A 25,179-nucleotide genomic window follows, 5' to 3' on the forward strand; every position below is an offset into this window, starting at 1 on the left:
CGGTGCGGCACGGCGAGTTCCTCGATCCTCTGCTGGTACCGGTCTACGACGCCGAGTGCACCTGGGGCCCCGACGACGACTTCTTCCTGTCGCTGGTGGGCGACACCCCGGCCGCCCGCGTGCTCGACCTGGGCTGCGGCACCGGCCGGCTCACCGTCGCCCTGGCCGCCGCCGGGCACACCGTCACCGGCGTGGACCCGGCCGGCCCCGCCCTCGCGGCGGCGCGGCGCAGGCCCGGCGCGGACCGGGTCACCTGGGTCGAGGGGACGTCCGTCGGACTACCCGCCGGGGCGTACGACGTGACCGTCATGACCAGCCATGTGGCGCAGGTCTTCGTGACCGACGAGGAGTGGGACCGTACCCTCGCCGACCTGGCGCGGGCGCTCGCGCCCGGCGGCCGGCTGGCGTTCGACTCTCGTGACCCGGCGGCGCGGCGGTGGGAGCGATGGAACCCGACCGACTCGTCCCGGCCGGTCCGCCTGCCGGGCGGCCGGACGGTGCGGGCCTGGACGGAGGTGACCGGGGTCCGCGACCGGACGGTCAGCTTCACCCACCACTACGTGTTCCCGGGCGGCGAGGAGCGGCTCAGCTCGGCGACCCTGCGCTTCCGCAGCGAGGCGGAGTTGCGCGGGTCCCTGCGTGACGCCGGCTTCACCGTCGAGCGGGTGCACGGCGGCTGGGACGGGCAGGCCGTGGGCGAGGGTGACGGGGAACTGGTCGTCGTCGCCCGGAAGTAGGCGCGGCGGGGCCGACCGGGGTCGAAATCGGTTGGCCCGGGCGGCGGGCGCGGCGCAGAAGTCGGTGGAGGGCGGGGGCGACTGACGGCGGCAGGGCGGCTGGCGCGACCTGCCTACCGTGGGACGCATGGCCAACGCGACGTACGACCGCAAGGAGCAGTTCCAGCAGATCCAGAGCGGCCTCCTCGACGGTGAGAAAATCATCGCTGTCTACGACGCCGTGGGCACCGGCACCGGGTTCATCGGCCTCACCGACCGGCGCGTGATCATCCAGGACCGGTCCTTCGTCGGCAAGCGGTACGCGATCACCAGCATCCCGTACTCGAAGATCACCAGCGTGAGCGTGGTGAGCAACAAGTCGTGGGGCGGGTCGTTCTTCTCCACCGGCGCGATCGCGATCCACGTCGGCACGCACACGTACGAGGTCGAGTTCCGGGGCTCGGAGAAGAGCCACCACGTACACAACGTCATCCTGCACTACATCTCCTGATCCCCCACTGGGCGGAGAGCACCGGTGAGGGTCAGGAGCAGAGCCTGTCGACGGTCGCCCCAGGCCCTACGGGAGACGCACGGCCACGTCTTCGGCGGCAGGCAAGCGCGTGCGCCATCAACCGAAACCGACTGCTGCCCTGACGATGAGCGGACATCTACCAGTTCCGGAGCGTTCCGGGGCCGAGCAGCCTCCCGGGAACGGCCGGCGATCGGCCAGGCGTGCAAGATCGTGCACGATCCCGGAAAGTGTGGCCTCCTCCCCGCAACGAGACCACACTTTCCCTGATCGAGCACGATCTTGTTCCCGGGTCCTGCACGATCCAGCGCGATCGTGGGGCTCGTGCGCACTCCTCGTACGGGCCCAGGCCACGTCAGGGGTTCGCCGGGGCCCACCCGCGCAGGGAACAAACCTGAACGCGATGTCGGTCGACGATCGCCCTAAGCCTCGTCGTCGAGCCACAGTTCCCGGCATACGCGACACCTGCCGCCCCACTCATCCCGGTCCCAGTCGTGCTCGGTCCGAACCTGGGTCACCTCGTCACAGACCTCGCAGACCTGTGCGTAGTCGCAGGGCTCGGGAGAATGAAACCGTCGCTGGGGTGCGGGCAGATCAGCCACCAGCACGGAACGAGTCCGGTTGTGCTGGCGCCACCTCGACTCGTGCCCGCACCGGACGCAGTCGGCAATCCGCTCGCAGGGATCCGTCGCACTACGGGCCCGGCCGTACGTGTGTATCACCTCGGCGGAGAAGAACTGCCCGCAGTGCCGGCACCGCCGCTCGTGGCGACACGGGTCGCCGGAGTCGGTGAACTCGGACGGGATGTGCAGCCTGAGCCGGCAGAAGAACCGTCGAACCCTGCCCGTCCGCTGCGGAACTGGCATCGCGCGTCCTAACCTCGACTGCGAAAAGGTGTCGATGACACTACGCCCCACCATTCCCCCACCGCTACCGAGCGCGACGCCCCGGCTACCACCAGGCCACGCACGGGTCGGCGACCCTCGCCCGATCGTCCTACCGTCGGGGACATGACGACAGTGATGGTTATCTTCGGATCGGCCCTGGCGCTGGCCGTGGCCGCGTTCGTCGTGGTCGCCTGGCGGGACCGGCGGCGGCAGTCCACACCGGAGGACTCGGCGGCGGCCCGGGAGGCGGCCAGCACCCAGGAGCGGTACGCGGCCGAGCGGCACGGCACCCAGGGCGAGGTGTGGCAGCGCGGGCAGACCCCCCAGGGCTGACCGGGGGCGCGGCCCGACCCCCCGCCGGCCGCCCGCCTGGTTGGCTGGCTGGCTGTTGCCGGCCTGGCCGCCAGCGCACCCGTTCGCCGAGGGTCAGCGGCTCGGGCGGCGGGTGCAGGGGCCGTCGTGGTCGGCCCGGAGCAGGCAGCGCCGACCGCCCGGCAGGCGCACGTCGCAGAAGACCCGATGCCGTACGCCCTGCTCGTCCTCGGCCGACACGGTGGTCTCCCCCGGGTCCGCCGAGGAGAGCACGCCCGCCCAGCGTGCCACCACGCGGGCGAGCCGCACCGCGCCGACCAGGTCCGGGGCGAGCACCGGCAGGTGGATGACGAACCGCCCCCGGGCCGCCATCAGCGCCGGCCCGCGTTGGGGCGGCGAGCCAGCTCGGCCCGCAGCCGCCGCAACTCGGAGCCGAGCCGCGCCGTCTCCAGCCGGGACGCCCGCAGCACGTCGTGGTGGACGGCCAACTCGGTGGCCAGCCGGTCCAGGAACGCCCGCACCTCCCCCGGGTCCAGGCCACGCCGGCCGAACCGGGCCGACCGGAACCGCTGCGTCCGCACCTGCCAGGGCAGCAGCGACACGAATGTCGAGGAGCGCGGGCAGGGCGACGCCCCACGCCTCCACGACGGCCGCCCCGGCCCGCCAGACCATCTAAAGAAACCCCGCACCATGAACCACCCCTCCGCCACGGGACAGGTCCGACCAACCAGGGGACCATCCGAACGTTTCCTGTCGAGCACTGAGCGTAGCTGCGACTATATGCCTCGGGGCACAGGGGCACAACCAGTCTGGGCCATGGGGGAACAAGGCTCTTTGCCATGACTATCGATCCGCGCTCGCACACGCCGGTCTATGTGCAGCTCGCCGAACTTCTTCGGCAACGGATCGAATCCGACGAGCTGGCACCCGGTTCCGCACTGCCGAGCGAGGCGCGGCTGACCCAGGAGTACGGGATCGGCCGCGAGGCGGTCCGGATGGCGATCTCGCTGCTGCGCTCCGAAGGACTCGTCGTCACGGTGCGCGGACACGGCAGCTACGTCCGCGCGGCACCGGAGCGGCGGCGGGTGGAGTTGCCGCCGGGAGCTTCCGTGATCGCGCGGGTACCCAGCGTGAATGAGCGCCGGGCCATGCAACTCGACGAGGGCGTACCGGTCCTTGAGGTGCGCGGCCCGGAGGGCGACGTGGAGGTCCTGCCCGGCGACGAGGTCGAGCTGACCCGCCCACCGTCCTGACCCGCCGGCGGCACCGCCGCCACGGGGTGGATCAGCGATCACCCTCGTCGGAGTCCGAGGGCCGGTAGCGGTCGAACACGGACGGGTCGGCGAGCCACGCGGCGACCATCCGTTTGCCGTGGCGGTGGCGGAGGTAGTCCTCCGCGTCGATCCGGCTTCCCCCGTACCGCTGGAGCACGGCGAGCACCTCCTCCGGCGGGACCGTGAAGTCGTCCAGGTCCAGCAGGGTGTAGACGCGACGGCCGTTCTTCCTGGTGGCCCAGCGTCCCCCCAGCCGCGTCCCAGGAGCCAGCCGGATCTCCAGGGGCGGATTCCCCCAGCCGTCCCCGACCTTGACGACGGTGATCGACTCGACCGACGCCCACGGCAGGACGGTGGTGGACCCCCTCGCGAGGACGGTCAGACCGTCCGCGCCGACGTCGAGCCGGAACGGCCACAGCAGCGACACCCACGCCGCCCCGGCGAGCAGCACCATGAGGTACGCCAGGGGCTCGTAGAACGAGACCGTGGCGGGCCAGTGGTAGCCGGACTTGGCCTCTCTCGCCTGCGCCGCCACCCAGACCGCCACCCCGAACACGCCCCACGCCAGGCAGGTACGACGCAGCGCGGCGGTCTTCCGCTGGAATCGCGCGCCCTGATCCACCTCGTCATGGTGCCGCTCTGCGGCAACCTGGCAGGCGCGGGTCGGCGGCAGCCGGGCACGATCGGCAGGCAAGATCAGTTGTCGGGCGGCCCTGGGATACTTGCCCCATGCGCGTCCGACTCTCCACTCTGATCCGTTGGCTGCGCCCGGCCGACGGCAGGCGTACGCGCTGTCTGCGCCGTGCCGTCGTCGCTGCCGTCGTCTTCGCGGCGCTTTTGACCGGTGGCACCGTGGCCAGCGTGCAGTGGATCCGCGGCGGCGCGGAAGGGCACATCTTCGCCGAGCAGGACGTCCCCGACGCGCCGGTCGCCCTGGTGCTGGGCACCAAGGTCCACCCCGACGGGACCCCATCGCCGTTCCTCACCGCCCGCCTGGAGATCGCGCGGCGGCTGCTCGCCGCCGGCAAGGTACGCGCCGTCCTGCTCTCCGGCGACAACATGAACCCGGACTACGACGAGCCGACCGCGATGCGGCGCTGGCTGCTCGACCAGGGCGTGCCGGCGGAGCGGGTGGTGCTGGACTACGCCGGCTTCGACACGTACGACTCGTGCGCCCGCGCGAAGCGGATCTTCGGGGTGGATCGGGCGACGGTGGTGACCCAGTCCTTCCACCTGCCCCGCGCCGTGGCGGTGTGCCGGCAGCTCGGCGTCGACGCCAGCGGCGTCGGCGACGAGACCGCCCGCGAGTACGACCGGACGTGGCGGATCAGCTCCACCCGCGAGTACGGCGCCTGCGTGAAGGCCGCCGTCGACCTGCTGTCCGGCCGCGACCCGGCCCACCTCGGCAGCCGGGAGACCGGCGTCGAGGACGCGCTGCGCCGCACCTGACCCCGGCCGCCGGATCCGCCGGACGCGGTGGATCGGGCTGCATCGGGGAACAAGATCGTGCTCGATCAGGGAAGGTGTGGCCTCGTTGCGGGTAGGAGGCCACACCTTCCGGGATCGAGCACGATCTTGCACTCCTGGGCGATCCCCGGTGGCTCCCGGTAGGCCGCCCGGCTCTCCCGGTAGGCCGCCCGGCCCAGAAGGCTCCTGAGCTGGTAGGTCTCCGCTCGCCGTCAGGGCAGCGGTCGGTTTCCGGTTGGGGGCGGTGGCGCTTGCCTGCCGCCGGAGACGTGGCCGTGCGTCTCCCGCACCTCGAAACACGCCCTAACCGGCGGGCAGCAGGGCGTCGAGCCAGCTCAACATCGTGGCGGCGTACTGCGGGCTGATGCTGTCGAGGTCCGCGCCCTCGCCGAGGGTGGGAAAGTGGTCGCAGCCGTCGAGCCGGCAGACGGTGGGCGGGGTGGCGGCTCCGGCGGTGGCCCGCCGCCAGGCGGCGACGCTGGCGTCGATCGGGACCCACGCGTCAGTCGTACCGTAGAAGAGCAGCACCGGGCAGGTCACCCGGGCGAACACCGGAACCGGGTCGAAGTCCATGTCCCGCCAGGTGCCCGGCTCGTCGGGCAGCTCGCGCGGCAGGTGGACCAGCGGAAACCAGGGGCGCTCGGCGGCCCGGTCGATGGCCGCCTGCGCGGTCGCGCGGTCAAGGTCGCCCCGCAGGTACGTCTCCATGGTGGCCCGCACCCGGCCCAGTTCGGTCAGGTCGACGTCGCCGTAGCCGTGCAGGCGGAGCTGCTCGGCGGTGCCGTAGCGCATCTGGGCGGCGGGGCTGACCCCGCTGGAGGAGACGAGCACGAGGAAGGCGACCAGGTCCGGACGGAGCGCGGCGGTCAGCGGGGCCGCCCACGCGCCCTGGCTCAGCCCCCACAGCCCGACCGGCACGTCGCCGACCTGCCGACGCAGGACACCGACGGCCGCCGCCGCGTCGGCGGCCTGGTCGGCCAGCGGAACGTCGTGGCCGTCCACCCGGGGCCTGCGGTCGAAGCGCAGCACCGCGATCCCCGCGCCGGGCAGCAGCCGGGCCAGGTGCTCGTAGCAGAAGTACGACCGGTGCCCGGCCTCGGCCGCGTGCAGGACCACGATCCCGCCCCGGACCGGGCCGACCGGCAGGTCCAGCGTGGCCGCCAACCGCACCCCGCCGCCATCGAACTCAAGCTCCACCATGCCCCCGTCAGGAGACGTCGCTGAAGCGGCGCAGGGTCCACCGGGCCGGCGGCCAGCCGGTGGGGTCGTCGTCGGTGGTCCACTCAGTGGTCGAGGCCGGGGCCACCGCCACGTCGAACGCCCTGAACATCGGCTGGGCGGCGAGGGCGTGGAAGGAGCCCTCGACCGTCTCGGTGTGCCCGACCAGCACGACGGTGCCCCCCCGGTGCCGGTGCGCGATGTCCATGATCGCGCGGCTGACCCTTACGATCAGCTCCGCCCAGGTCTCGTTGCCCTCCTCGAACGGCCGGAACACCCCACCGCCCGCCGTCGCGTGGTCGGTCTGGAACCGGGTCGTCGACAGCCCGTCGGCGTACGGCGGCGTGTGCCAGGCGCACAGCCCGCAGTCCGCCACCGGGCTGACGCCCAGCGCCGAGGCGATGGGCCAGGCGGTCTCGACCGCCCGGCGCAGCACGGAGGAGTAGACGGCCACGGGGCCGGAGACCGCGAGTTCGTCGGCGAGCCGCCCGGCCAGCCTGCCCGCCTGCTGGTGGCCCACCTCGGTCAGTCCCCGGCAGCCGTGCGGGCCGCCCACCACCCCCTCGACCTGGTGTACCGACTCACCGTGTCGGACGAAGAGCAGCCGAGTTCGCATCAGGTCATCATGCAGCGAGTTCGCTGACCTGTCGATCAACGAATGCGTATCGGTCGGAGTCGGACATCGAAGCGGGCCGGCCGGCGGCCCCGACGACGCCGAAGCCCGGCTCGTCGGCTGAGTACGCCGGCTGATGCCCTTGGAGGCGTTCCGGTTCAGGCTGGGCACCATGGCGTCCTCCACCTCCTCCCCGCCCGCCCGGCACAGCGGTCCCGTCGTCGGGCTCCTGACGCTGCTCTGGGTCGGGGGCCTGGTCGCGCTCGTCCACCGGTGGTTCGCCATCGGCATGGAACGGTGGGCCGCCTCGTGCTCCTCCCCGAGCAGCGAGATGGCGTACCTCGGCCGCCAGATGTCCGGCCACCTGGGCGCTGGGCCGGATGCTCGGCACGGCGCGAGGGCCCGGCCTGAAGCTCAGACGTCGACCGCGACCGGACTACACGTTGAAGCGGAACTCCACGACGTCGCCGTCCTGCATGACGTACTCCTTGCCCTCAATGCGGACCTTGCCGGCCGCCTTCGCCGCCGCCATCGATCCGGCCGCGACCAGGTCGTCGAAGGAGACCACCTCGGCCTTGATGAAGCCGCGCTGGAAGTCGGAGTGGATGACCCCCGCGGCCTCCGGGGCGGTCGCCCCGACCGGGACGGTCCAGGCCCGCGACTCCTTCGGCCCCGCCGTCAGGTACGTCTGGAGCCCGAGCGTGCGGAAGCCGATCCGGACGAGCTGGTTAAGGCCGGGCTCGGCCTGACCGATCGACTCCAGCAGCTCGCGGGCCTCCTCCTCGGGCAGGTCCACCAGCTCGGACTCGATCTTGGCGTCCATGAAGACGGCCTCGGCCGGGGCGACCAGGGCGCGCAACTCGTCGAGGAACTCGGCGTTGGCCAGCTCGGCCTCGTCGACGTTGAAGACGTACAGGAAGGGCTTGGTGGTGAGCAGGTGCAGCTCGCGGAGGTGCTCCAGCTCGATCTTCGCGGCGGCGGCGCCCGCGTACAGCGTGGTGCCGCCGTCGAGGACCTCGACGGCCTGCTTCGCGGCGGCCACGGCGGCGGCCCGGTCCTTGCGGAGCTTGGCCTCCTTCTCCAGCCGGGGCAGCGCCTTGTCCAGGGTCTGGAGGTCGGCCAGGATCAGCTCGGTGTTGATCGTCTCGATGTCGTCGGCCGGGGAGACCTTGCCGTCGACGTGCACCACGTTCGGGTCGGAGAAGGCCCGCACCACCTGGCAGATCGCGGACGCGTCGCGGATGTTCGCCAGGAACGCGTTGCCCCGGCCCTGCCCCTTGGAGGCGCCCCGGACCAGGCCGGCGATGTCGACGAACGACACCGGCGCCGGCAGCACCTTCTGCGAGGAGAAGATCTCGGCCAGCTTGTTCAGCCGCTCGTCCGGCAGCCCGACGACGCCGACGTTGGGCTCGATCGTGGCGAACGGGTAGTTCGCCGCGAGCACGTCGTTCTTGGTCAGCGCGTTGAACAAGGTGCTCTTGCCGACGTTGGGCAGGCCGACGATCCCGATGGTGAGGCTCACGGGCGGCCAGTCTACGCGGCCGGCACCGGCCGTCTGCGGTCAGCTCAGCAGACGCGGCTCGATCCGGGTCTCCCGGACCCCGCCGTCCCCGGACCGGGCGACCTCGTACGCCGCGACGCCCTCGCGGTCGGCGACCGCCTCGACGAGCCGGGTGCCCCGGTAGACCAGCCCGACCCCGTCGTCGGTGCAGTGGCTGGTCGGGAGCGTGCCGTCGGCGACCAGCGAGTGCATCAGCGGTCGCCGCTGGTCCTCGCTGTCGTAGTGCACCCCGTTGCCGTACGGCAGCCAGCCCAGGCCGTCGGTGAAGCCGCGCAGCCGGGGGCCGAAGCTGTCGGTGGCGCCGCCGAGGTGCCAGCAGATCGAGCCGGCGGAGACCCCGGCCAGCACCACCCCGGCCTGCCAGCACTCGTGCAGGATCTCGTCGAGGCCGTGCACCCGCCACACCGCGCACAGGTTGGCCACGCTGCCGCCGCCGACCCAGATCACGTCCTGGGCGAGCAGGTGGGCCCGGAGGTCGTCCACGTTCGGCATGGGGAACAGCGCCAGGTGCGACGCCCGGAACCGGGTGCCGGCGAACGCCGCGTGAACGGCGGCGATCGAGGCGTCCCGGTCGCCGACGGCCTGGCCGAGGTAGCACAGTCGCGGCTCGGGGCCGGCCTGGGCCAGCTCGGCGGCCAGCTCGAACACCGGCCCGGGGCGCAGGTCGTTCGGGCCTCGACGGCGGCTGAAGAAGCCCATGCTGGTGGCGACGATGGTCGGCTCGCTGGCGGGCACGGCGGTCCTCTCCTCAGGGTTCTGCCCCGGCATTGTGCCCCACCCCGCACCGGGTCAGCCGGCCAGCAGGCGTCGCTCCCCGGCGCCCGGCCCGGAGCCCGCCGGGCCGCGTGCGGTCCCGGGTCGTTCCCCGGTGGGCAGCTCACGGCCGGTGGCCCCGGACAGCTCGTGGGTCGTGAACTCACCGCGGGCCGTCGGCGGCAGCTCACGGGCCGCCGACGCCGGCAGCGTGAACCGGTACGCGGCGTGCGGGCCGGCCGCCGCGGACTCGCCGAGCATCCAACGCACCTCGTCGACCGTCCAGCCCAGGCCGGAGCGGCCGGCGATCTCCCGGACCAGGCGCAGCCCCACCCGCGTGTCGTCGTCGTAGAAGCGCATGCACCAGTGGTGCGCCCACATGCCGAGGGCGCGCAGGCCCGCGGCGTCGAGCGACGCGGCGAGCCGGCCGCACGCCGTGTCCCGGAACGCCCGCCCCGGGTCACCGGCCCGGTCCCGCTCCATCGCGCCGTACGCCGCCGGGGCGACCGCCCGCATCCGGTCGTAGAAGCCCTGAACCACCGTGCGGTCGAGCCGCGCCCGCCCCGACCGCATCAGCGGACACCTCGCCCGGCCACGCTCGCCATCGCCGCACCCTTCTTGAGTTGGTGGCGGGGACCGTACCGGCACCTACCGACACTTTCGGCCCGGAAATCCGTTCCCGGCCGGGACGGGCCGGCCGAGGTGGGGCGATGTCGCGAGGACCCCTGCCCACCCCACGGCCAGGTCCGATTTCCGCGAGCCGGAGGGTCGGGCGGCGGGGCAGTATCGGTGTCGTGGAATTGGACTTCGAGCGGTGCTACCGGGCGGTCGACAGCCGTGACCAGCGATTCGACGGCTGGTTCTACACGGGCGTGACGTCGACCGGGATCTACTGCCGGCCGTCCTGCCCGGCGATGACGCCCAAGCGGCACAACGTCCGGTTCTTCCCGTCGGCCGCCGCCGCGCAGGGAGCCGGGCTGCGGGCCTGCCGCCGCTGCCGCCCGGACGCCGCCCCGGGCTCACCCCAGTGGGACGTCCGGGCGGACGTGGTGGGGCGGGCCATGCGGCTCATCGCCGACGGGGTTGTCGACCGGGACGGCGTGCCGGGGCTGGCCGCCCGGCTCGGCTACACCGAACGTCACCTGCACCGGATGCTGCGCGCCGAGCTGGGCGCCGGGCCCCTGGCGCTCGCCCGGGCGCAGCGCGCGCAGACCGCCCGGATCCTGATCGAGACGACCGGACTCGGGATGGCCGAGGTCGCGTTCGCGGCCGGGTTCGGCAGCGTCCGGCAGTTCAACGACACGGTCCGCGAGGTGTATGCCGCCGCCCCGTCGGAGCTGCGCGACGCCCGGGGACGGGCACCGGTGGCCGGCGGGCCGGGCACGATCGCGCTGCGGTTGGCGTACCGGCCGCCGTTGCACGCGGCGGCGCTGCTGGACTTCCTCGCGCTGCGGGCCCTGCCCGGGGTGGAGGAGGTGCGCGACGGGACGTACCGCCGGGGGTTGCGGCTGCCGCACGGCGGCGCGGAGGTGGCGCTGACCCCGGCGGCCGGGCACGTGGCGGCCACGCTGCGGCTGGCCGACATGCGCGACCTGGCCCCGGCGGTGGCCCGCTGCCGCCGGCTGCTCGACCTCGACGCCGACCCGGCCGCCGTGGACGGCACACTCGCCGCCGACCCGGCCCTCGCCCGGCTGGTGGCGGCGGAGCCCGGGATCCGCGTCCCGCGCGCCGTCGACGGCTTCGAGATGCTCGTCCGCGCGATCGTCGGCCAACAGGTCTCGGTCACCTCAGCCCGAACCACCCTCACCCACCTCCTCCCCCCACCCCAACCCCCCGCCCCCGGGTCGGGTGACCAACCCGAGGGGTCGGGCAGGCGGGATGGTCGGGTGGGGTGGGGGCGGGGATTTCCTACGGCGGAGGAGGTGCTGGGGATCGCCGACGGCGGGTTCCGGATGCCGGTGGGGCGACGGGAGACGATCCGGGCGGCGGCGCGGGCCGTCGTCGACGGGGAGCTGGACCTCGACCCCGGCGGGGACCGGGAGGAGACCGTTCGGCGGCTGCTCGCCGTCCCCGGGATCGGCGCGTGGACGGCCGGCTACGTGGCCATGCGAGCCCTCGGCGACCCCGACGTCCAGCTCCACACCGACCTGGCCGTGCGGCGCGGTGCCGCCGCGCTCGGCCTCCCCGACGCCCCGTTGACCCTCGACGCGTACGCGGAACGCTGGCGCCCCTGGCGCTCGTACGCGGTGATCAGACTCTGGAGAGCAGCATGAACATCACCCTCGACGGCACGGTCACGGACACCCCCGCCGGCCCGCTGAGCATCCTGACCGGCCCCGACGGCGCGGTCCGGGCCGCCGGTTTCACCCCCGAACCGGAGACGCTGCTGCCGCTGGTGCACTCCGGCCTGCGGGGGCCGGTCCGGCGGCGGGCCGACCTCGGCCCGGTCACCGCGGCGGTCGCCGCGTACCTGGACGGGGAGCTGACCGCGATCGACACGGTGCCGGTGGAGCAGCACACCGGCGGCGCGTTCATGGCGCACGCGTGGCAGGTGCTGCGCGAGGTCGGGCCCGGCCGACCGGTCACCTACACCGGGTACGCCGGGCTGGCCGGCCGGCCGGCGGCGGTCCGTGCCGCGGCGGCGGCCTGCGCGCGCAACGCCGCCGCCCTGTTCGTCCCGTGTCACCGGGTGCTGCGCACCGACGGCGGCCTCGGCGGCTACCGCTGGGGGCTGGACGTGAAGCGGTGGCTGCTCGCCCACGAGGCACCCGCCGGACGGTGAGCGCGCCGGGCGCGACCGACCCGGCCGGGGCCGAGGGCGGGCAGGGTTCAGGCGTGCCGAAGGACGTGCTGAAAGTTGACAGCGGCGCCAGTCCCGTTTGACGCTACCGTCGGCTGGTGCCTGCCGAGAGCGACGGCGACCCGGCCCAACCGGCCGACCGCGCTCGCCCGCTGCGCAACCTCTGGCGGTTCCGCCCCTACCTGCGCCCGTACACCGTCCAGTTCTGCTGGTTGCTGGCGGCGGCGCTGGCCGGCACCGGCGCGAGCCTCGCCGTGCCGCTCGTGGTGCAGCGGGTGGTCGACGGCCCGATCGCCCGGCACGACCCGGCCGGCCTGGTCCGGCTCGGTGGTCTGGCCCTGCTGCTCGGCCTGGCCGAGGCGCTGCTGATCTTCATCCGCCGGTGGACGCAGTCCTCGTCGTCGGTGGGCATGGAGGCGGCGATCCGCGCCGACGTCTACGCCCACCTGCAACGGCTGCCGCCCGGCTTCCACGACCGATGGCAGACCGGGCAGTTGCTCTCGCGGGTCACCAGCGACCTGTCGGTGATCCGCCGGTTCCTCTCCTTCGGCCTGCTGTTCCTGGTGCTCAACCTGGTGACGTACGCCGCCGTGGTGGTGCTGCTGATCCGGCTGCATCCCGCGCTGGGGGCGCTGGTCGCGGCCAGCGCCGTGCCGCTGTTCCTGATCAGCCGCCGGTTCGGGCGGTACTACCACGGCACGTCGCGCCGGATGCAGGACCAGCAGGGCGACGTGGCCACGCTGGTCGAGGAGACCGCGCAGGGGCTACGCACCATGAAGGCGTACGGCCGGGGGCCCGAGCTGGCCAGCCGGTTCGCCGCCGGTGCCCGGGCGCTGCACGACACCGGGGTCGCCAAGGGGCGGCTGCTGGCCCGCACCTCCGCGCTGTTCGACCTGGTGCCGAACCTGACCCTCGGCGTGGTGCTGGTCGCCGGGGCGATGGCCGCCGCCCGGGGCGCGCTCACCATCGGCGAGCTGGTCGCCTTCGTCAGCCTGCAACTGATGCTGATCTGGCCGGTGCAGTCGCTCGGCTGGATCATCGCCAACGGCCAGGAGGCGGCGACCGCCGCCGACCGCATCCAGGAGGTGCTGGACACCCGTCCCTCAATCGTGGACGCGCCGGACGCGGTCGCCCTGGCCCGGCCGGCGGTCCACGGCCGGCTGGTCTTCGACCGGGTGTCGTTCCGCTACCCGGGCGCCCCCGCGCCGGTGCTGCGGGAGATCGACCTGACCGTCGAGCCGGGCGAGACCCTGGCCCTGGTCGGCGCGACCGGCACCGGCAAGAGCACCCTGCTCTCCCTGGTCCCCCGGCTGCACGAGGTGACCGGCGGTCGGATCACCCTGGACGGCCACGACCTGCGCGAGCTGCGGCTGGCCTCGCTGCGCCGGCTCGTCGGGGTGGCCTTCGAGGAGCCGACGCTGTTCTCCATGTCGGTGTGGGAGAACCTCACCCTGGGCCGCCCGGACGCCGACGAGGACGACGTCCGGGCGGCGCTCGCGCTGGCCCAGGCCGACTTCGTGCACGAGCTGCCGTGGGGGTTGGCCACCCGGGTCGGTGAGCAGGGGCTCACCCTCTCCGGCGGGCAGCGGCAGCGGCTGGCGCTGGCCCGGGCGGTGCTCGGCCGGCCCGCGCTGCTGGTGCTCGACGACCCGCTGTCCGCCCTCGACGTGCACACCGAGGCACTGGTGGAGACGGCGCTGCGGCGGGTGCTGCGGGACACCACCGCGCTGCTCGTGGTGCACCGGCCGTCGACCGTGGCGCTGGCCGACCGGGTCGCGCTGCTGGAGCGGGGCCGGATCACGGCGATCGGCACCCACTCGCGACTGCTGGCCGAGGTGCCGGCGTACCGGGCGGTCCTCTCCGCCGCCCCGACCATTCCCTCCGACGCCGCGACCGGCCCGGCGGTGTCGGCTGCGGGCCCGGCCGGGCCGGCCGCCGGACCGGACGAGCGAGGGCTGGTGCTGTCGTGACCGCCGCCGACCCCACGGTCCGTCCCCCCGAGGACGAGCCCGCCGACGGGCCGGGCGGCCAGCCGGGCGCAACCGGCCGGCGCGGCCGGGGCGCACCGGGCCGGCGGACACGGGGCGCGGCGGACCGGCAGGCGCGGGCCGCGCCGGACCTGGACCGGTGGCGGGGGCGGGCCACCGACCCGGAGGCCGACCGCAGCCGGGCGGAGGAGGCGACGCCCGAGGCGCTCGCCCGGCTGCGCACCCGCAGCCGGGCGCTGCTGCGGGACCTGCTGCGCCCGCACCGGCGCCGGCTCGGGGCGGCCGTCGGGCTGCTGCTGGCGCAGAACGCCGCCGCCATGTCCGGGCCGTACCTGGTGATGCTCGGCATCGACCGGGCGATCGATCCGCTGCGGTCCGGGGACAGCGGGCCGCTCGTCGCGATCGCCGGGGCCTTCGCCGCCGCCGCGCTGACCGAGTACGCGGCCCGGCGCGGCTTCCTCGCCCTCTCCGCCCGGATCGGCCAGGCCGTCCTGCTGGAGCTGCGGCAGCGGGTGTACGGCCACTTCCTGCGGCTGTCCGTCGGCTTCCACGAGCGCTACACCTCGGGCCGGATGATCTCCCGGCTCACCAGCGACCTGGACTCCATCGCCGAACTGGTCGACGGCGGCGTGGACAGCCTCGTCCTGGCCGCCCTGTCCATCCTGTCCGTGGCCGGCATCCTGCTCTGGCTGGACCCGCCGCTGGCCGCGGTGACCCTGCTGGCGTTCCCGTTCCTGTTCTGGCTGTCCCGCTGGTTCGCCCGCGCGTCGGCCGGGGCGTACCGGCGGACCCGGGAGGCGGTGGCGCTGCTGATCGTCCACTTCGTGGAGTCGCTGCGCGGCATCCGCGCGGTGCAGGCGTACCGGCGGGAGCCGCGCAACCAGCGGATCTTCGCCGCCGTCAACGACGACTACCGGCGGACCAGTCTGCACGCGTTCCGGCTGATCGCCACGTACTCGCCGGGGATCAAGGTGATCGGCAACGTGACCGTGGCGGTGGTGCTCGGGTACGGCGGGACCCGGGTGCTCGGCGGCGGGATGGAGGTGGGGGTGCTCGCCGCGTTCCTGCTGTACCTGCGCCGGTTCTTCGAGCCGATGCAGGAGCTGAGCCAGTTCTACAACTCGCTCCAGTCGGCGACGGCTGCGCTTGAGAAGCTGGCCGGGGTGCTCGACGAGCGGCCGGCGGTGCCCGAGCCGGCCCGCCCGACGCCGCTGCCCGACGGCCCGGGGCGGGGGGCGGTGGAGTTCCGGTCGGTCTCGTTCGGGTACCGGGCCGACGCGCCGATCCTGACCGGCCTGGACCTGACCGTGCCGGCCGGACAGACCATCGCGCTGGTCGGCCCGACGGGCGCGGGCAAGTCGACGGTCGCCAAGCTGTTGGCCCGCTTCCACGACCCGGACGCCGGCACGGTCCACCTGGACGGGGTCGACCTGCGGGACCTGGCCGACGCCGAGCTGCGCCGGGCGGTCGTGCTGGTCACCCAGGAGAACCACCTGTTCAGCGGCTCGGTGGCGGAGAACATCCGGTTCGGCCGGCCGGGCGCGGACGACGCGGCGGTGCGGGCCGCGGCCCGGGCGATCGGCGCGCACGACTTCATCGCCGCCCTGCCCGACGGGTACGACACGCAGGTGCGCCGTCGCGGCGGCCGGCTCTCGGCCGGGCAACGCCAGCTCGTGGCGTTCGCCCGGGCGTTCCTCGCCGACCCCCGGGTGCTGGTCCTGGACGAGGCGACGTCGTCGCTCGACGTGCCCACGGAGCGGTTGGTGCAGCGGGCGCTCGCCACCGTGCTGCGGGACCGGACGGCGCTGGTGATCGCGCACCGGCTGTCCACCGTGGAGACCGCCGACCGGGTGCTGGTCCTCGACGGCGGCCGGATCGTGGAGGACGGCCCGCCGGACCGGCTGGCCGGCACCGACGGCCGGTACGCGGCGCTGCACCGGCAGTGGCGCGACTCCCTGGTCTGACAGCATGACCCTGGTGCCGAGCGCCTCGGGTACCGGAGCACATGAAGCACCGCTACGACCGCTGGGTGGGCGGCCTGACCGATGACTGGCTGGTCAGGCGGCAGCGCTTCCTCGGCGTGCCGGGCCGGTGTGGTACCGGCTCGACGACACTGGCGAGCCGGACCCTTCCCACCCTCTCACACCCGACCAGTCGGCGCTGCCGGTCGACCCGTCCAGCACGCCGCCGCCCGGGTACGACGAGTCCCGGCGTGGCCGGCCCGGGGGTTCGTCGGCGACCCGGACGTGCTGGCCCATCTGGGCCACCTCGTCACTGACCCGTAGATCGTCCAGGGGGAACGTGGTCACCGCCCGGCATCACCAGCCGCGCAGCATGCGGACGCCGAGCAGGGCGGCGACCACGGCGGGCCCGACCAGCAGGGTGACCGCCTGGAGCCGGTACGGCATCCGGTGCCGGGCCAGCTCGACGGCGTTTCCGCAGACCACCACCCCGGCGAGCAGCACGTACCCGCCCCACCAGTGGGTCTGCCCCGGGTCCACCAGCCGGGCGCGGATGAGGAACAGGGTCACCCCGACCAGGGCTCCGGCCAGGGCGAGCAGGGCGACCGTCCGGTGCAGCCCCCGGGCCAGCGGGTCGGCGGACCGCCACAGGTAGGTGCCGGCGACCGCCAGGCAGGGCAGCGTGACCAGGGTCGGCCAGCCCCGGCCGGTCGTGCCGGTCATCAGCAGCGCCCCGACCGTGAAGATCAGTAGGCCGACGCAGGCCACGACGTACCCGACGAACGCCCGCCCGCCGCCGCGGGCCAGCAGCACCCCGCCACCCGCGGCGGTCAGCGCCCCGGGGACCAGGACGAAGCCGGCCCACCAGTGGTAGTCGCCGATCGACTGGGCCACCGTGGTGGTCGCCGCCGCAGCCGTCCCGGCGATCGCCAGGCTGGTCGCCCAGTGCCGGGTGCTCTTCGGGTACCGCCGGGGCGTCGCCCGGCCCGTGTCCGCCACCATGGCCCCCAGCCTGCCGTAGCGGGCCCGGCCGGGTCCATCCGGCCAGCCCTACCATTCCGACCAGTCCTACCATTCCGACCGCCCCGGGGAATGCCGACGGACGGAGACGGGGTCACCCGGGTACGGAGGGGCGGCCGGGGCGGCCCGGACCCGACGAGGCCCGGACCCGACGAGGGCGGGGCCGGCGTGGTGCCCGCCGGACCCCGCCCTCGTCGGGTTCAGCCGCCGGTGATCACCTCGTTGTCCCGGAGGCTCTCCGTCCGCTGCTTCACGACGGTGCGCAGCCGGTCCGCGTCGGCGTCCACAACCGTCACGTCGGCCCCGTCCACCGTCTTGAGGACCGTGGTGATCGCGTCGAGCGACCCGGCGGCCCGCCCGTCGGCGTACACCTGTTGGTAGAGCGTGCGGTACGCGTCCTCGTAGACGCCCTTGAAGGCGTCGCTGGCCAGGAAGCGCTCCTTGAGCTTGTGGTCCGACATCATGCCGCCGGGCCGGCCTCGCTCGGCGTCTCCGCCCTCCCGCCCCGCGTCCGCGCCGCCCGGCGGCTGCACGCCACCGGGGAGCCCCGCCCCACCGGGCGGCTCCGCCCCCTCAGGAGCCTGCGCGCCCTCGGGCATCCGCATCCCGCCCGGCATGCCGCGGCCACCGCTGTCGTGCGGCCCCTGGGCGGCGTCGCCGCTGAAGGTGAGGTTGTGGTCCCAACTGATCACGCTGAACTTCTTCGTCCCCAGGTCGTACCAGAGGTAGTAGTTCTTCCCCGGCCCGGACATGTCGTCGAAGTTGAGCAGCAGGTTCTGGAGGGCGACATAGCGGGCGAACGACTCCACGTCGACCCGGTCGGCGAGCTGCGCGTCGAACTCCTCGTCGCTCGCCGAGTTCACCCATCTGATCAGGTTGATCACGGGTTGCAGGTCCTGACTGCCCTGCATGGTGATCTGCTTGAAGTCGTCCTGGTAGTCGGTCTGGTCGTCACCCTGGTCGGTGAAGCTGCTGCTGGCCAGGGACTTGTAGAGCACCCCGGTGCCGTCCATCTGGCCGGCGAAGTGCTCGTCGGGGTGCTCGACCAGCAGCCGGGCCGTGGTCGGCCGGCCGTTCACCGTGAACGAGGAGTACGCGTACCGCTGGGCCGCCTCGCCGACGCCGGCGAGCAGGGACAGCGACAGCGCCTCGTTCAGCACGGTGGAGCCGCCGCCCATGCCGGAAACCCGGACGGCCACCTCGCGGTGCCCCTGGTACCGGCGGCCGTCGACGAACTCGTCGAAGCTGATCAGCCAGGGCAACGTCTCCGGCTCCTCGGCCTTCAGGGAGGTCCGGGCCATCCCCCCGCCGGGAAACCCACCCCGAGCCGGCTGCTGACCCTGGCCCTGCCCCTGCTGCTGGCCGGCGCCCGGGGCGGGGCGTACGCCGCCGGGAGCGGCACCCCCGCCGGGGACGTCGCCGCCGCCCTGTCGCGGCTTGCTCTCGCCCTTCCAGGTCAGCGCGCTCAGCGTCGAGTTGCCCTTGAGCCGAATGCCGACGCTGGGGATCGTGGTGCCGTCGACGGTCAGGTCCGCCTCGACGTAGTCCTTCTCCCCCTCCTTCCAGTAGGTGTCGAGCATCCGCTCGTAGTCGGCGTCCCGGAAGGTGAGCCGGATCGAGTGGGCGGCGGTCGCGTCGAAGAGGTCCGTCGTGCCGGCGATGTCCACGGTCACCGCGTCCGCCCCGGTGTCGCCGGCGCTGGTGACGTACGGGCGGATCCGCGCCGTGCCCAGCACCAGGGTCAGGACGGCGACGAACGCCACGCAGGTGGTCAGCAGCTTCCAGTTCTGCCGCACCCGCGCCGGTAGGCGTCGCCGCAGGGCGCGGGGCAGCAGGGACCGGGCGCGCAGCGGCCCGGACATCACAGGTCCGTCTGGTCGTAGCCGGTCAGCACCGTCACCCGCTGGCCGGAGGTCCGCTCGCCGAGCGCCGAGATCAGTTCGCCCGGCTCGCTGCCCTTCTTGAGCCGGACCGTGTACATCAGCTCGGTGAGCGCGCCGGCCCGGATCGTCTCCAGGCTGACCAGCTCGAACTCCGTGGTGTAGCGGACCAGCACGTCCTGGATGTCGGCGGTGTGGTCGCCGCCGGCCGGGACCTGGACCTTGACCACCTGCCGCTGCACGTTCAGGGCGAACCAGTTGAACCGGTGCATCACCACGATGATCAGGCTGATCGCGACGGCGGCGACGACGGCCAGGGTGTAGAACCGGGTGCCGCAGGCCATCCCGACGCCCATCACCAGGAAGATGAACCCGACGTCCCGGGTCTCCTTGATCGCGTTGCGGAACCGCACCACCGACAGCGCCCCGACCAGGGCGAACGCCCGCGCGATGTTGGAGCCCACCACCAGCATGATCAGCGAGATCAGCATGCCGAGGATGATCAACGTCTGCACGTACGACTGGCTGTACGACACGTTGCGGTGGGTGGCCCGGTAGACCCAGCCGATCATGGCGCTCAAGAGGAAGGACAGCGACAACACGAGGGCGATGTCGCCGACGCTGAACGTGCCGGACAGGTCCTGGAAGGTGATGTCCATCGGTGCTCAGGCCTCACTTCTCGTGGGGGTGACCGTCGCCAGGCCGGCGGCGGGGTCGTCGTCCTGGACGTGGAAGACCGAACGCGGCGCCCGGCCGAACGCCTCGACGCTCTGGCAGTACTTGGAGACCCGCACCACCTGAAGCTCGGCGCGGGCGGCGAGGTCGGTGAGCCAGTACGGGACCCGCTCGTTGGCCTTGATCTCGACGATCGACAGCCCGGCCGGGACGATGAGCCGGTTCTCGGCGTCGGCCCCGAGGTGGAAGTCGCGGTCCCGGCCCCGGATCCGGTGGTCGAGGGTGACCCGCAGCCCGAGGTCGGCGTCCTGCCCGACGAACGCCTCGCGCTGGTAGCCGGTCATCGCCACCGGGCGCAGATCGAGGCCGGCGACGAGTTCGAGCACCTCCTCGACGAACGCCCGCTGGGCGGGGTCGTGCTCGACCGCCACCCGCTCGTCGCAGAGCCGCCGGGCCAGCCGGTACGGCAGGGCGATCCGGCGCTTCTGGGTGACCCGGTTGACCCGCTGCTTGATCTCTACGTACACGGTGGTGTCGTCGTCGACGGTGCAGCGGTCGCCGTAGTGGCGTACCCGCAGCTTGCGGCGGAACCGCAGCCCCTCGATCTTCTCCCAGTAGAACCGCAGGTCGGTGGTGTCGTAGTAGACGCTCCACACCCCGTACCCGCCGTCGTCGCCGTGGCTGTCCGGGGCGAGCCGGTCGGCCAGTTCACGCCGGAGCGCCGGCACCTTCGTCGTCGCGACCAGGTACTTGATCTCGTACCGGTTGAACGCGTGCAGTTTGCTCGGCGCCCGCAGGGCGTGACCCGCGTGGTCCGGGCCGGCCGTCGAGGGGCCGGGATCCGGTGTCGGGTCGCCTCGGTGGTCAGCAGCCGGGTCTGGGGGACGGGCTCGGCGGTTGAACCGTAGACGCATGGACACGCTTCCTCCGGTCGGGTTCCTCGGGTGACGGAACGGCTGGAGGCCAAGGAAAGCGAACGGTCATGGAAACGGCGTATGAACAAGCTGTGGATGAGCTTTGGACCGCAGGTGAACGGCAGCGGAGATCGCCGCCCCGCCCGCCTCGCGCCGTCCGTGACCGACGGCATCTCGGCGCTTCGCCGGGGGCGTCGGCCGAGCGGTCCCGGCATACTCCACCCCGGGTAGGGGGAATGGCGCTCTCGACCGATCGCCGGTCGACTGAGAAACTGTGTGCCGGCCAGTAGTGGGGGGTGCGATGAGTAACGGGTGGGTGCTGCCCGAAGAGGTGCTGCGGGACGCTCCGGCGTACACGCCGCGGCCCGGGGAACTGGCCGATCTGGAGTTGCTGCTGACCGGGGCGTACACGCCGCTCGCCGGCTTCATGACCAGGGCCGACCTGGTCGGCGTCGGCCGGCGGGGTCGGCTCGCCGACGGCACGCCCTGGCAGGTGCCGGTGACCCTCCAGGTGCCCGCGGCGCTCGCCGACGGCCTGGACCCGGCCGACCCGCAGCGCCGGACGCTGGTGCTGACCGACGGCGAGGGCGCCCCGATCGCCGCGCTGGAGGTCACCGACGTCTGGCCGGCCCGGGACGGCGTCGCCGGGATCGGCGGCCCGGTACGGCGGCTCGGCGACGGCGGCCATGGCCCGTTCCAGCGGCTGCGCCGCAGCCCGGAGGAGATCCGGGCGCTGCTGCCCCCGGGCCGGGTGCTCGGCGTCCTCGCCGACCGCCCCCTGCACCGCCCGCAGCTCGCCCAGATCGCCCACGCGGTCCGCACCCTGGGGGCGCACCTGCTGGTGATGATTCCGGTGGCCGAGGGAACGACCAACGGGCTGCCCTCCGAGGCGCTGGTCCGGGCGGTCTTCGCCGCCCGGGACCGGATGCCCCCGGCGACCCTGGTCGCGGTGCCGCTGTCCCGCCGCCGCGACGAGATCAGCGACGCGCTGATCCAGGCCCGGGTGGCCGCCGCGTACGGGGTGACCCACCTGCTCTCCACCGGCGAGATGCTCTCCGGCGCCGGCCTGCGGGTGCTGGTCCCCCGCGATCTGGCCTACGACAACCGGGACGGGCAGTGGCGCTGGCGGGAGGACATCCCGCCGCGCAACCGGCGGCTGGCGCTCAGCCAGGCGGAGCTCGATGACCTGCTCGACCGGGGTTTCCCGCTGCCGGAGTGGCACACCCCCCCGGCGGTGGCCAAGGAACTCGCCCGGGCCCGCCCGGCCCGGCGGCACCGGGGGCTCGTGGTGTTCCTGACCGGCTTCTCCGGCTCCGGCAAGTCGACCATCGCCCGGGGCCTGACGGACGTGCTGCGCGAGGGCGGGGACCGGACGGTGACCCTGCTCGACGGCGACGTGGTGCGCCGGGAGCTCTCCGCCGGGCTGACCTTCAGCAAGGCGGACCGGGACCTCAACGTCCGGCGGATCGGCTGGGTGGCCGCCGAGATCGCCCGGCACCGTGGCGTCGGCGTCTGCTGCCCGATCGCCCCGTACGCGGCGGCGCGGGCGACCGCCCGGGAGATGGCCCACGCGGCCGGGGCGGGCTTCGTGCTGGTGCACGTGGCGACCCCGATCGAGGTCTGCGAACAGCGCGACCGCAAGGGCCTGTACGCCCGGGCCCGGGCCGGCCTGCTCACCGGGATGACCGGCATCGACGACCCGTACGAGGTGCCGGCGGACGCCGACGTGGTGGTCGACACCACCGACCTGTCGATCGACGAGGCGGTGCACGCGGTGATGCATCACCTGACCGAGACCGGGTGGGTGGAGCCCCGCCTCCAGTCCACCTGACGCCGGCCGCGCCGACGGGAAGAGGAAACGGCGGAGTGAAGCGTACGACGATCGAGCTGGCCGACGGGCGGGAGCTGATCTACTTCGACGAGCGGGACGACGCGGTCCGCGACCAGCCGGACCGGCGGGAGCTGCCGCCGCCCCCGCCCGCGTCCCAGCTCCGGTACGACCCGCTGACCGACGAGTGGGTGACCGTCGCCGCGCACCGGCAGACCCGCACCTTCCTGCCCCCGGCCGACCAGTGCCCGCTCTGCCCGTCCCGGGGCGACCGGCTCAGCGAGATCCCGGCGCCGGACTACGACGTCGCCGTGTTCGAGAACCGGTTCCCGTCGCTGAGCCGGCGGACCGCCGAGGAACCCGCGGAGATCACCCCGTTCACCCCGGTCCGGCCCGGCCAGGGGCGGTGCGAGGTGGTGTGCTTCACCGACGACCACAACGCGTCGTTCGCCGGCCTCCCGCCGCACCGGGTCCGCACCGTGCTGGACGCCCTCGCCGACCGCACGGCGGCGCTGTCCGAGCTGCCCGGGGTGGAGCAGGTGTTCTGCTTCGAGAACCGGGGCGTGGAGATCGGGGTGACCCTGCACCACCCGCACGGCCAGATCTACGCGTACCCGTTCGTCACGCCTCGTACCCGGGCGATGCTCGGCGCGGCCCGTCGGCACGCCGGGCGCACCGGCGGCGGCAACCTCTACGCCGATGTCCTCGCCGCCGAGCGCGCCGCCGGGACGCGCGTGGTCACGACCAACGAGCACTGGACGGCGTACGTGCCGGCGGCGGCCCGATGGCCGTTCGAGGTGCACGTCGCCCCGCACCGGCCGGTGCCGGACATCCCCGCCCTGACCGACGAGGAGCGGGACGCCTTCGGCCCGCTCCACCTGGACGTGCTGCGCCGCTTCGACGGGCTGTTCGACCTGCCGATGCCCTACATCGCAGCCTGGCACCAGGCCCCGGTACGGATCGACCGCGAGCTTGGGCACCTGCACCTTGAGCTGTTCAGCATCCGGCGTGCCGCGGACAAGCTGAAGTACCTGGCCGGCTCGGAGTCCGGCATGGGGGTGTTCATCAACGACATCGCCCCGGAACGCGCCGCCGAGCTGCTCCGCGCCGCCTGACCGGTAATTCGGCAGGGACACAGGGCGCGGGGGGCCCGGAACGGGCCCCCCGCAGGGAAGGGACGGCTGGCTGTGTGCGACAGCCGGGAAGGCTGGCTTGTCGGCACTCGCGCCGCGAGGCGACCCGCGGTCAACCTTCCTGGACGCGACTGGCACCACGTCCACCAGGCTCAACGAGCAATCTCACGCTCGGTGACGGCAGGCGCACAGCGAAGGCCACCGCCCGGACACGACGGAGCCCGGACACGATCGAGCCCGCCGGCACGGGGCCGGCGGGCTCGGTCGGTGACGCGTTCCCCGCGCGGGGAACGGACGGAAGGTCAGGCGGCGAGCCGACGCGCCAGGTTCTCGTCCAGCGCGTTCATGAACTCGTCGGTGGTCAGCCACGGGGCGTCCCGCGAGATGAGCAGCGAGAGGTCCTTGGTCATCTGGCCGCCCTCGACGGTGTCGACGATGACCTGCTCCAGGGTGTTGGCGAACTCGGTGACCGCCGGGGTGCCGTCCAGCTTGCCCCGGTGGGCCAGGCCCCGGGTCCAGGCGTAGATGGAGGCGATCGGGTTGGTCGAGGTCTTCTCGCCCTTCTGGTACTGCCGGTAGTGCCGGGTGACGGTGCCGTGTGCGGCCTCCGCCTCGACGGTGCGGCCGTCCGGGGAGAGCAGCACCGAGGTCATCAGGCCGAGCGAGCCGAAGCCCTGCGCGACGGTGTCGGACTGCACGTCACCGTCGTAGTTCTTGCAGGCCCAGACGTAACCGCCCTCCCACTTGAGGGCGGCGGCGACCATGTCGTCGATCAGCCGGTGCTCGTAGGTGATGCCGGCGGCCGCGAACTCCGACTTGAACTCGTTCTCGAACACCTCGGCGAAGAGGTCCTTGAAGCGGCCGTCGTACGCCTTGAGGATGGTGTTCTTGGTCGACAGGTAGACCGGGTAGTTGCGGTCCAGGCCGTACCGGAACGAGGCGCGGGCGAAGTCCCGGATCGACTCGTCGTAGTTGTACATGCCCATGGCGATGCCGCCGCCGGGGAAGTTGGCGACCTCCATCTCCACCGGCGCGGAACCGTCGGCCGGGGTGTAGGTGATGGTCACCGTGCCCGGGCCGGGGACGACGAAGTCGGTGGCCTTGTACTGGTCGCCGTGGGCGTGCCGGCCGATGATGATCGGCTTGGTCCAGCCCGGGACCAGCCGCGGCACGTTGGACATGATGATCGGCTCGCGGAAGACGACGCCGCCGAGGATGTTGCGGATGGTGCCGTTCGGCGAGCGCCACATCTTCTTCAGGCCGAACTCCTCCACCCGGGCCTCGTCCGGGGTGATGGTGGCGCACTTGACGCCGACGCCGTGCTCCTTGATGGCGTTGGCGGCGTCGACCGTGACCTGGTCGTCGGTCTCGTCGCGGTGTTCGATCGAGAGGTCGTAGTAGTGCAGGTCGACGTCGAGGTAGGGCAGGATCAGCTGCTCCCGGATCTGCTTCCAGATGATCCGGGTCATCTCGTCGCCGTCGATCTCCACGACCGGGTTGTTTACCTTGATCTTCGCCATCGACCGGCGCTCCTCTCAGGGGACACGTGCTCAAGCAGTACGAGCGTACTGGAAACTGGCCGGCAGTCCCCAGCCGGCCTCGGTGGGCCGGGAAAACGGGGTGCACGGCACGGGAGATCGCTGGCACCAT

Annotated in this window: 22 protein-coding genes and 3 pseudogenes; 12 read left to right on the forward strand and 13 right to left on the reverse strand. The window is 73.3% G+C overall.

Features of this window, described 5'->3' with window-relative positions:
• Positions 1-2 precede the first annotated feature (2 nt).
• From ABT023_RS04695 to ABT023_RS04705, 3 genes are all read left to right on the forward strand, one after another.
• On the forward strand, positions 3-737 hold the full coding sequence (locus ABT023_RS04695; protein WP_350881713.1) for a class I SAM-dependent DNA methyltransferase: 735 nt from the start codon (positions 3-5) through the stop codon (positions 735-737).
• Positions 738-864: 127 nt separating this feature from the next.
• Positions 865-1,227, forward strand: coding sequence for a PH domain-containing protein (locus ABT023_RS04700; protein ID WP_350881715.1), 363 nt, complete (start codon positions 865-867; stop codon positions 1,225-1,227).
• Positions 1,228-2,255: 1,028 nt separating this feature from the next.
• Entirely contained in the window at positions 2,256-2,465 is a 210-nt protein-coding gene (locus tag ABT023_RS04705) for a hypothetical protein (RefSeq protein ID WP_350881717.1), read from the forward strand.
• A 93-nt stretch (positions 2,466-2,558) separates the two neighbouring features.
• Here ABT023_RS04705 and ABT023_RS04710 read toward each other — a convergent pair whose 3' ends face one another.
• Together ABT023_RS04710 and ABT023_RS04715 are read right to left on the reverse strand one after the other, a co-directional pair.
• Positions 2,559-2,816, reverse strand: a complete 258-nt coding sequence (locus ABT023_RS04710; RefSeq protein ID WP_350881719.1) for a hypothetical protein — start codon at positions 2,814-2,816, stop codon at positions 2,559-2,561.
• Positions 2,816-3,046 carry a DivIVA domain-containing protein gene (locus ABT023_RS04715; RefSeq protein WP_350881721.1) on the reverse strand — a complete coding sequence of 77 codons (231 nt, stop codon included), beginning with the start codon at positions 3,044-3,046 and terminating at the stop codon, positions 2,816-2,818. The genes ABT023_RS04710 and ABT023_RS04715 overlap by 1 nt, the downstream gene beginning before the upstream one ends.
• Positions 3,047-3,283: 237 nt before the next feature.
• Here ABT023_RS04715 and ABT023_RS04720 point away from each other — a divergent pair, with 237 nt between their 5' ends.
• Entirely contained in the window at positions 3,284-3,697 is a 414-nt protein-coding gene (locus tag ABT023_RS04720; protein WP_350881723.1) for a GntR family transcriptional regulator, read from the forward strand.
• A gap of 31 nt (positions 3,698-3,728) precedes the next feature.
• On the opposite strand, the gene ABT023_RS04725 is transcribed toward ABT023_RS04720, so the two are convergent.
• On the reverse strand, positions 3,729-4,340 hold the full coding sequence (locus ABT023_RS04725; protein WP_350881725.1) for a hypothetical protein: 612 nt from the start codon (positions 4,338-4,340) through the stop codon (positions 3,729-3,731).
• A gap of 107 nt (positions 4,341-4,447) precedes the next feature.
• Here ABT023_RS04725 and ABT023_RS04730 point away from each other — a divergent pair, with 107 nt between their 5' ends.
• Positions 4,448-5,167: a SanA/YdcF family protein gene (locus ABT023_RS04730; RefSeq protein WP_350881727.1), complete on the forward strand. Its 720-nt coding sequence runs from the start codon at positions 4,448-4,450 to the stop codon at positions 5,165-5,167.
• A 321-nt stretch (positions 5,168-5,488) separates the two neighbouring features.
• Here the strand turns inward: ABT023_RS04730 and ABT023_RS04735 are convergent, their stop codons facing one another.
• The 5 genes and pseudogenes from ABT023_RS04735 to ABT023_RS04755 all read right to left on the reverse strand — a co-directional run.
• Positions 5,489-6,385: an alpha/beta hydrolase gene (locus tag ABT023_RS04735; protein ID WP_350881729.1), complete on the reverse strand. Its 897-nt coding sequence runs from the start codon at positions 6,383-6,385 to the stop codon at positions 5,489-5,491.
• A gap of 7 nt (positions 6,386-6,392) precedes the next feature.
• A complete protein-coding gene (locus ABT023_RS04740; RefSeq protein WP_350881731.1) occupies positions 6,393-7,019 on the reverse strand; it encodes a histidine phosphatase family protein in 627 nt (208 codons plus the stop codon).
• A 433-nt stretch (positions 7,020-7,452) separates the two neighbouring features.
• Positions 7,453-8,538, reverse strand: coding sequence for a redox-regulated ATPase YchF (ychF, locus tag ABT023_RS04745; RefSeq protein WP_350881733.1), 1,086 nt, complete (start codon positions 8,536-8,538; stop codon positions 7,453-7,455).
• A 39-nt stretch (positions 8,539-8,577) separates the two neighbouring features.
• Positions 8,578-9,312 carry a Type 1 glutamine amidotransferase-like domain-containing protein gene (locus tag ABT023_RS04750; protein ID WP_350881735.1) on the reverse strand — a complete coding sequence of 245 codons (735 nt, stop codon included), beginning with the start codon at positions 9,310-9,312 and terminating at the stop codon, positions 8,578-8,580.
• Positions 9,313-9,492: 180 nt separating this feature from the next.
• Positions 9,493-9,903, reverse strand: a pseudogene (locus ABT023_RS04755) (hypothetical protein); the annotation flags it as partial.
• Positions 9,904-10,124: 221 nt separating this feature from the next.
• Between ABT023_RS04755 and ABT023_RS04760 the strand changes: the two are divergent.
• The 5 genes and pseudogenes from ABT023_RS04760 to ABT023_RS04775 form a co-directional block, all read left to right on the forward strand.
• Positions 10,125-11,147: pseudogene (locus ABT023_RS04760) on the forward strand (bifunctional transcriptional activator/DNA repair enzyme AdaA); the annotation flags it as partial.
• Between the two features lie 87 nt (positions 11,148-11,234).
• Positions 11,235-11,603: pseudogene (locus tag ABT023_RS29060) on the forward strand (DNA-3-methyladenine glycosylase family protein); the annotation flags it as partial.
• Complete coding sequence (locus tag ABT023_RS04765; protein WP_350881739.1) at positions 11,600-12,112, forward strand: methylated-DNA--[protein]-cysteine S-methyltransferase; 513 nt, start codon at positions 11,600-11,602, stop codon at positions 12,110-12,112. The pseudogene ABT023_RS29060 and the gene ABT023_RS04765, both read left to right, overlap by 4 nt.
• A 116-nt stretch (positions 12,113-12,228) precedes the next feature.
• Positions 12,229-14,100 (forward strand): ABC transporter ATP-binding protein, encoded by a 1,872-nt coding sequence (locus ABT023_RS04770; protein ID WP_350881741.1) that lies wholly within the window; start codon positions 12,229-12,231, stop codon positions 14,098-14,100.
• Between the two features lie 149 nt (positions 14,101-14,249).
• The gene (locus tag ABT023_RS04775) at positions 14,250-16,082 is read left to right on the forward strand and encodes an ABC transporter ATP-binding protein (RefSeq protein ID WP_350882102.1); all 1,833 of its coding nucleotides are present in this window, start codon (positions 14,250-14,252) and stop codon (positions 16,080-16,082) included.
• 354 nt (positions 16,083-16,436) lie between these two features.
• Here ABT023_RS04775 and ABT023_RS04785 read toward each other — a convergent pair whose 3' ends face one another.
• The 4 genes from ABT023_RS04785 to ABT023_RS04800 all read right to left on the reverse strand — a co-directional run bounded on the left by ABT023_RS04785 (position 16,437) and on the right by ABT023_RS04800 (position 20,568).
• Positions 16,437-17,081, reverse strand: coding sequence for a hypothetical protein (locus ABT023_RS04785; protein WP_350881743.1), 645 nt, complete (start codon positions 17,079-17,081; stop codon positions 16,437-16,439).
• Between the two features lie 218 nt (positions 17,082-17,299).
• Positions 17,300-18,961 carry a CotH kinase family protein gene (locus tag ABT023_RS04790; protein ID WP_350881745.1) on the reverse strand — a complete coding sequence of 554 codons (1,662 nt, stop codon included), beginning with the start codon at positions 18,959-18,961 and terminating at the stop codon, positions 17,300-17,302.
• Positions 18,961-19,638 carry a DUF4956 domain-containing protein gene (locus ABT023_RS04795; protein WP_350881747.1) on the reverse strand — a complete coding sequence of 226 codons (678 nt, stop codon included), beginning with the start codon at positions 19,636-19,638 and terminating at the stop codon, positions 18,961-18,963. Before ABT023_RS04795 ends, ABT023_RS04790 begins: the two co-directional genes overlap by 1 nt.
• A gap of 6 nt (positions 19,639-19,644) precedes the next feature.
• The gene (locus ABT023_RS04800; RefSeq protein ID WP_350881749.1) at positions 19,645-20,568 is read right to left on the reverse strand and encodes a polyphosphate polymerase domain-containing protein; all 924 of its coding nucleotides are present in this window, start codon (positions 20,566-20,568) and stop codon (positions 19,645-19,647) included.
• 301 nt (positions 20,569-20,869) lie between these two features.
• Here ABT023_RS04800 and cysC point away from each other — a divergent pair, with 301 nt between their 5' ends.
• Together cysC and galT are read left to right on the forward strand one after the other, a co-directional pair.
• On the forward strand, positions 20,870-22,399 hold the full coding sequence (gene cysC / locus ABT023_RS04805; RefSeq protein WP_350881751.1) for an adenylyl-sulfate kinase: 1,530 nt from the start codon (positions 20,870-20,872) through the stop codon (positions 22,397-22,399).
• A gap of 35 nt (positions 22,400-22,434) precedes the next feature.
• Positions 22,435-23,511, forward strand: coding sequence for a galactose-1-phosphate uridylyltransferase (galT, locus tag ABT023_RS04810; RefSeq protein ID WP_350881753.1), 1,077 nt, complete (start codon positions 22,435-22,437; stop codon positions 23,509-23,511).
• A gap of 320 nt (positions 23,512-23,831) precedes the next feature.
• Here the strand turns inward: galT and ABT023_RS04815 are convergent, their stop codons facing one another.
• Positions 23,832-25,049, reverse strand: a complete 1,218-nt coding sequence (locus tag ABT023_RS04815) for an NADP-dependent isocitrate dehydrogenase (RefSeq protein ID WP_350881755.1) — start codon at positions 25,047-25,049, stop codon at positions 23,832-23,834.
• Positions 25,050-25,179: the final 130 nt, after the last annotated feature.

Origin of the sequence: Micromonospora sp. NPDC002296, assembly GCF_040296145.1 — a bacterium.
In the GTDB taxonomy this organism is placed as follows: domain Bacteria; phylum Actinomycetota; class Actinomycetes; order Mycobacteriales; family Micromonosporaceae; genus Micromonospora.

Bases quoted from the DNA above. Each gene is read 5' to 3' on its own strand.
- ABT023_RS04700 (WP_350881715.1), top strand. From the start codon at position 865: ATGGCCAACGCGACGTACGACCGCAAGGAGCAGTTCCAGCAGATCCAG.
- ABT023_RS04735 (WP_350881729.1), bottom strand. From the start codon at position 6,385: ATGGTGGAGCTTGAGTTCGATGGCGGCGGGGTGCGGTTGGCGGCCACG.
- ABT023_RS04785 (WP_350881743.1), bottom strand. From the start codon at position 17,081: ATGGTGGCGGACACGGGCCGGGCGACGCCCCGGCGGTACCCGAAGAGC.
- cysC (WP_350881751.1), top strand. From the start codon at position 20,870: ATGAGTAACGGGTGGGTGCTGCCCGAAGAGGTGCTGCGGGACGCTCCG.
- ABT023_RS04800 (WP_350881749.1), bottom strand. From the start codon at position 20,568: ATGCGTCTACGGTTCAACCGCCGAGCCCGTCCCCCAGACCCGGCTGCT.
- ABT023_RS04705 (WP_350881717.1), top strand. From the start codon at position 2,256: ATGACGACAGTGATGGTTATCTTCGGATCGGCCCTGGCGCTGGCCGTG.
- ABT023_RS04730 (WP_350881727.1), top strand. From the start codon at position 4,448: ATGCGCGTCCGACTCTCCACTCTGATCCGTTGGCTGCGCCCGGCCGAC.
- ABT023_RS04720 (WP_350881723.1), top strand. From the start codon at position 3,284: ATGACTATCGATCCGCGCTCGCACACGCCGGTCTATGTGCAGCTCGCC.
- ABT023_RS04795 (WP_350881747.1), bottom strand. From the start codon at position 19,638: ATGGACATCACCTTCCAGGACCTGTCCGGCACGTTCAGCGTCGGCGAC.
- ABT023_RS04765 (WP_350881739.1), top strand. From the start codon at position 11,600: ATGAACATCACCCTCGACGGCACGGTCACGGACACCCCCGCCGGCCCG.
- ABT023_RS04710 (WP_350881719.1), bottom strand. From the start codon at position 2,816: ATGGCGGCCCGGGGGCGGTTCGTCATCCACCTGCCGGTGCTCGCCCCG.
- ABT023_RS04740 (WP_350881731.1), bottom strand. From the start codon at position 7,019: ATGCGAACTCGGCTGCTCTTCGTCCGACACGGTGAGTCGGTACACCAG.
- ABT023_RS04815 (WP_350881755.1), bottom strand. From the start codon at position 25,049: ATGGCGAAGATCAAGGTAAACAACCCGGTCGTGGAGATCGACGGCGAC.
- ABT023_RS04790 (WP_350881745.1), bottom strand. From the start codon at position 18,961: ATGTCCGGGCCGCTGCGCGCCCGGTCCCTGCTGCCCCGCGCCCTGCGG.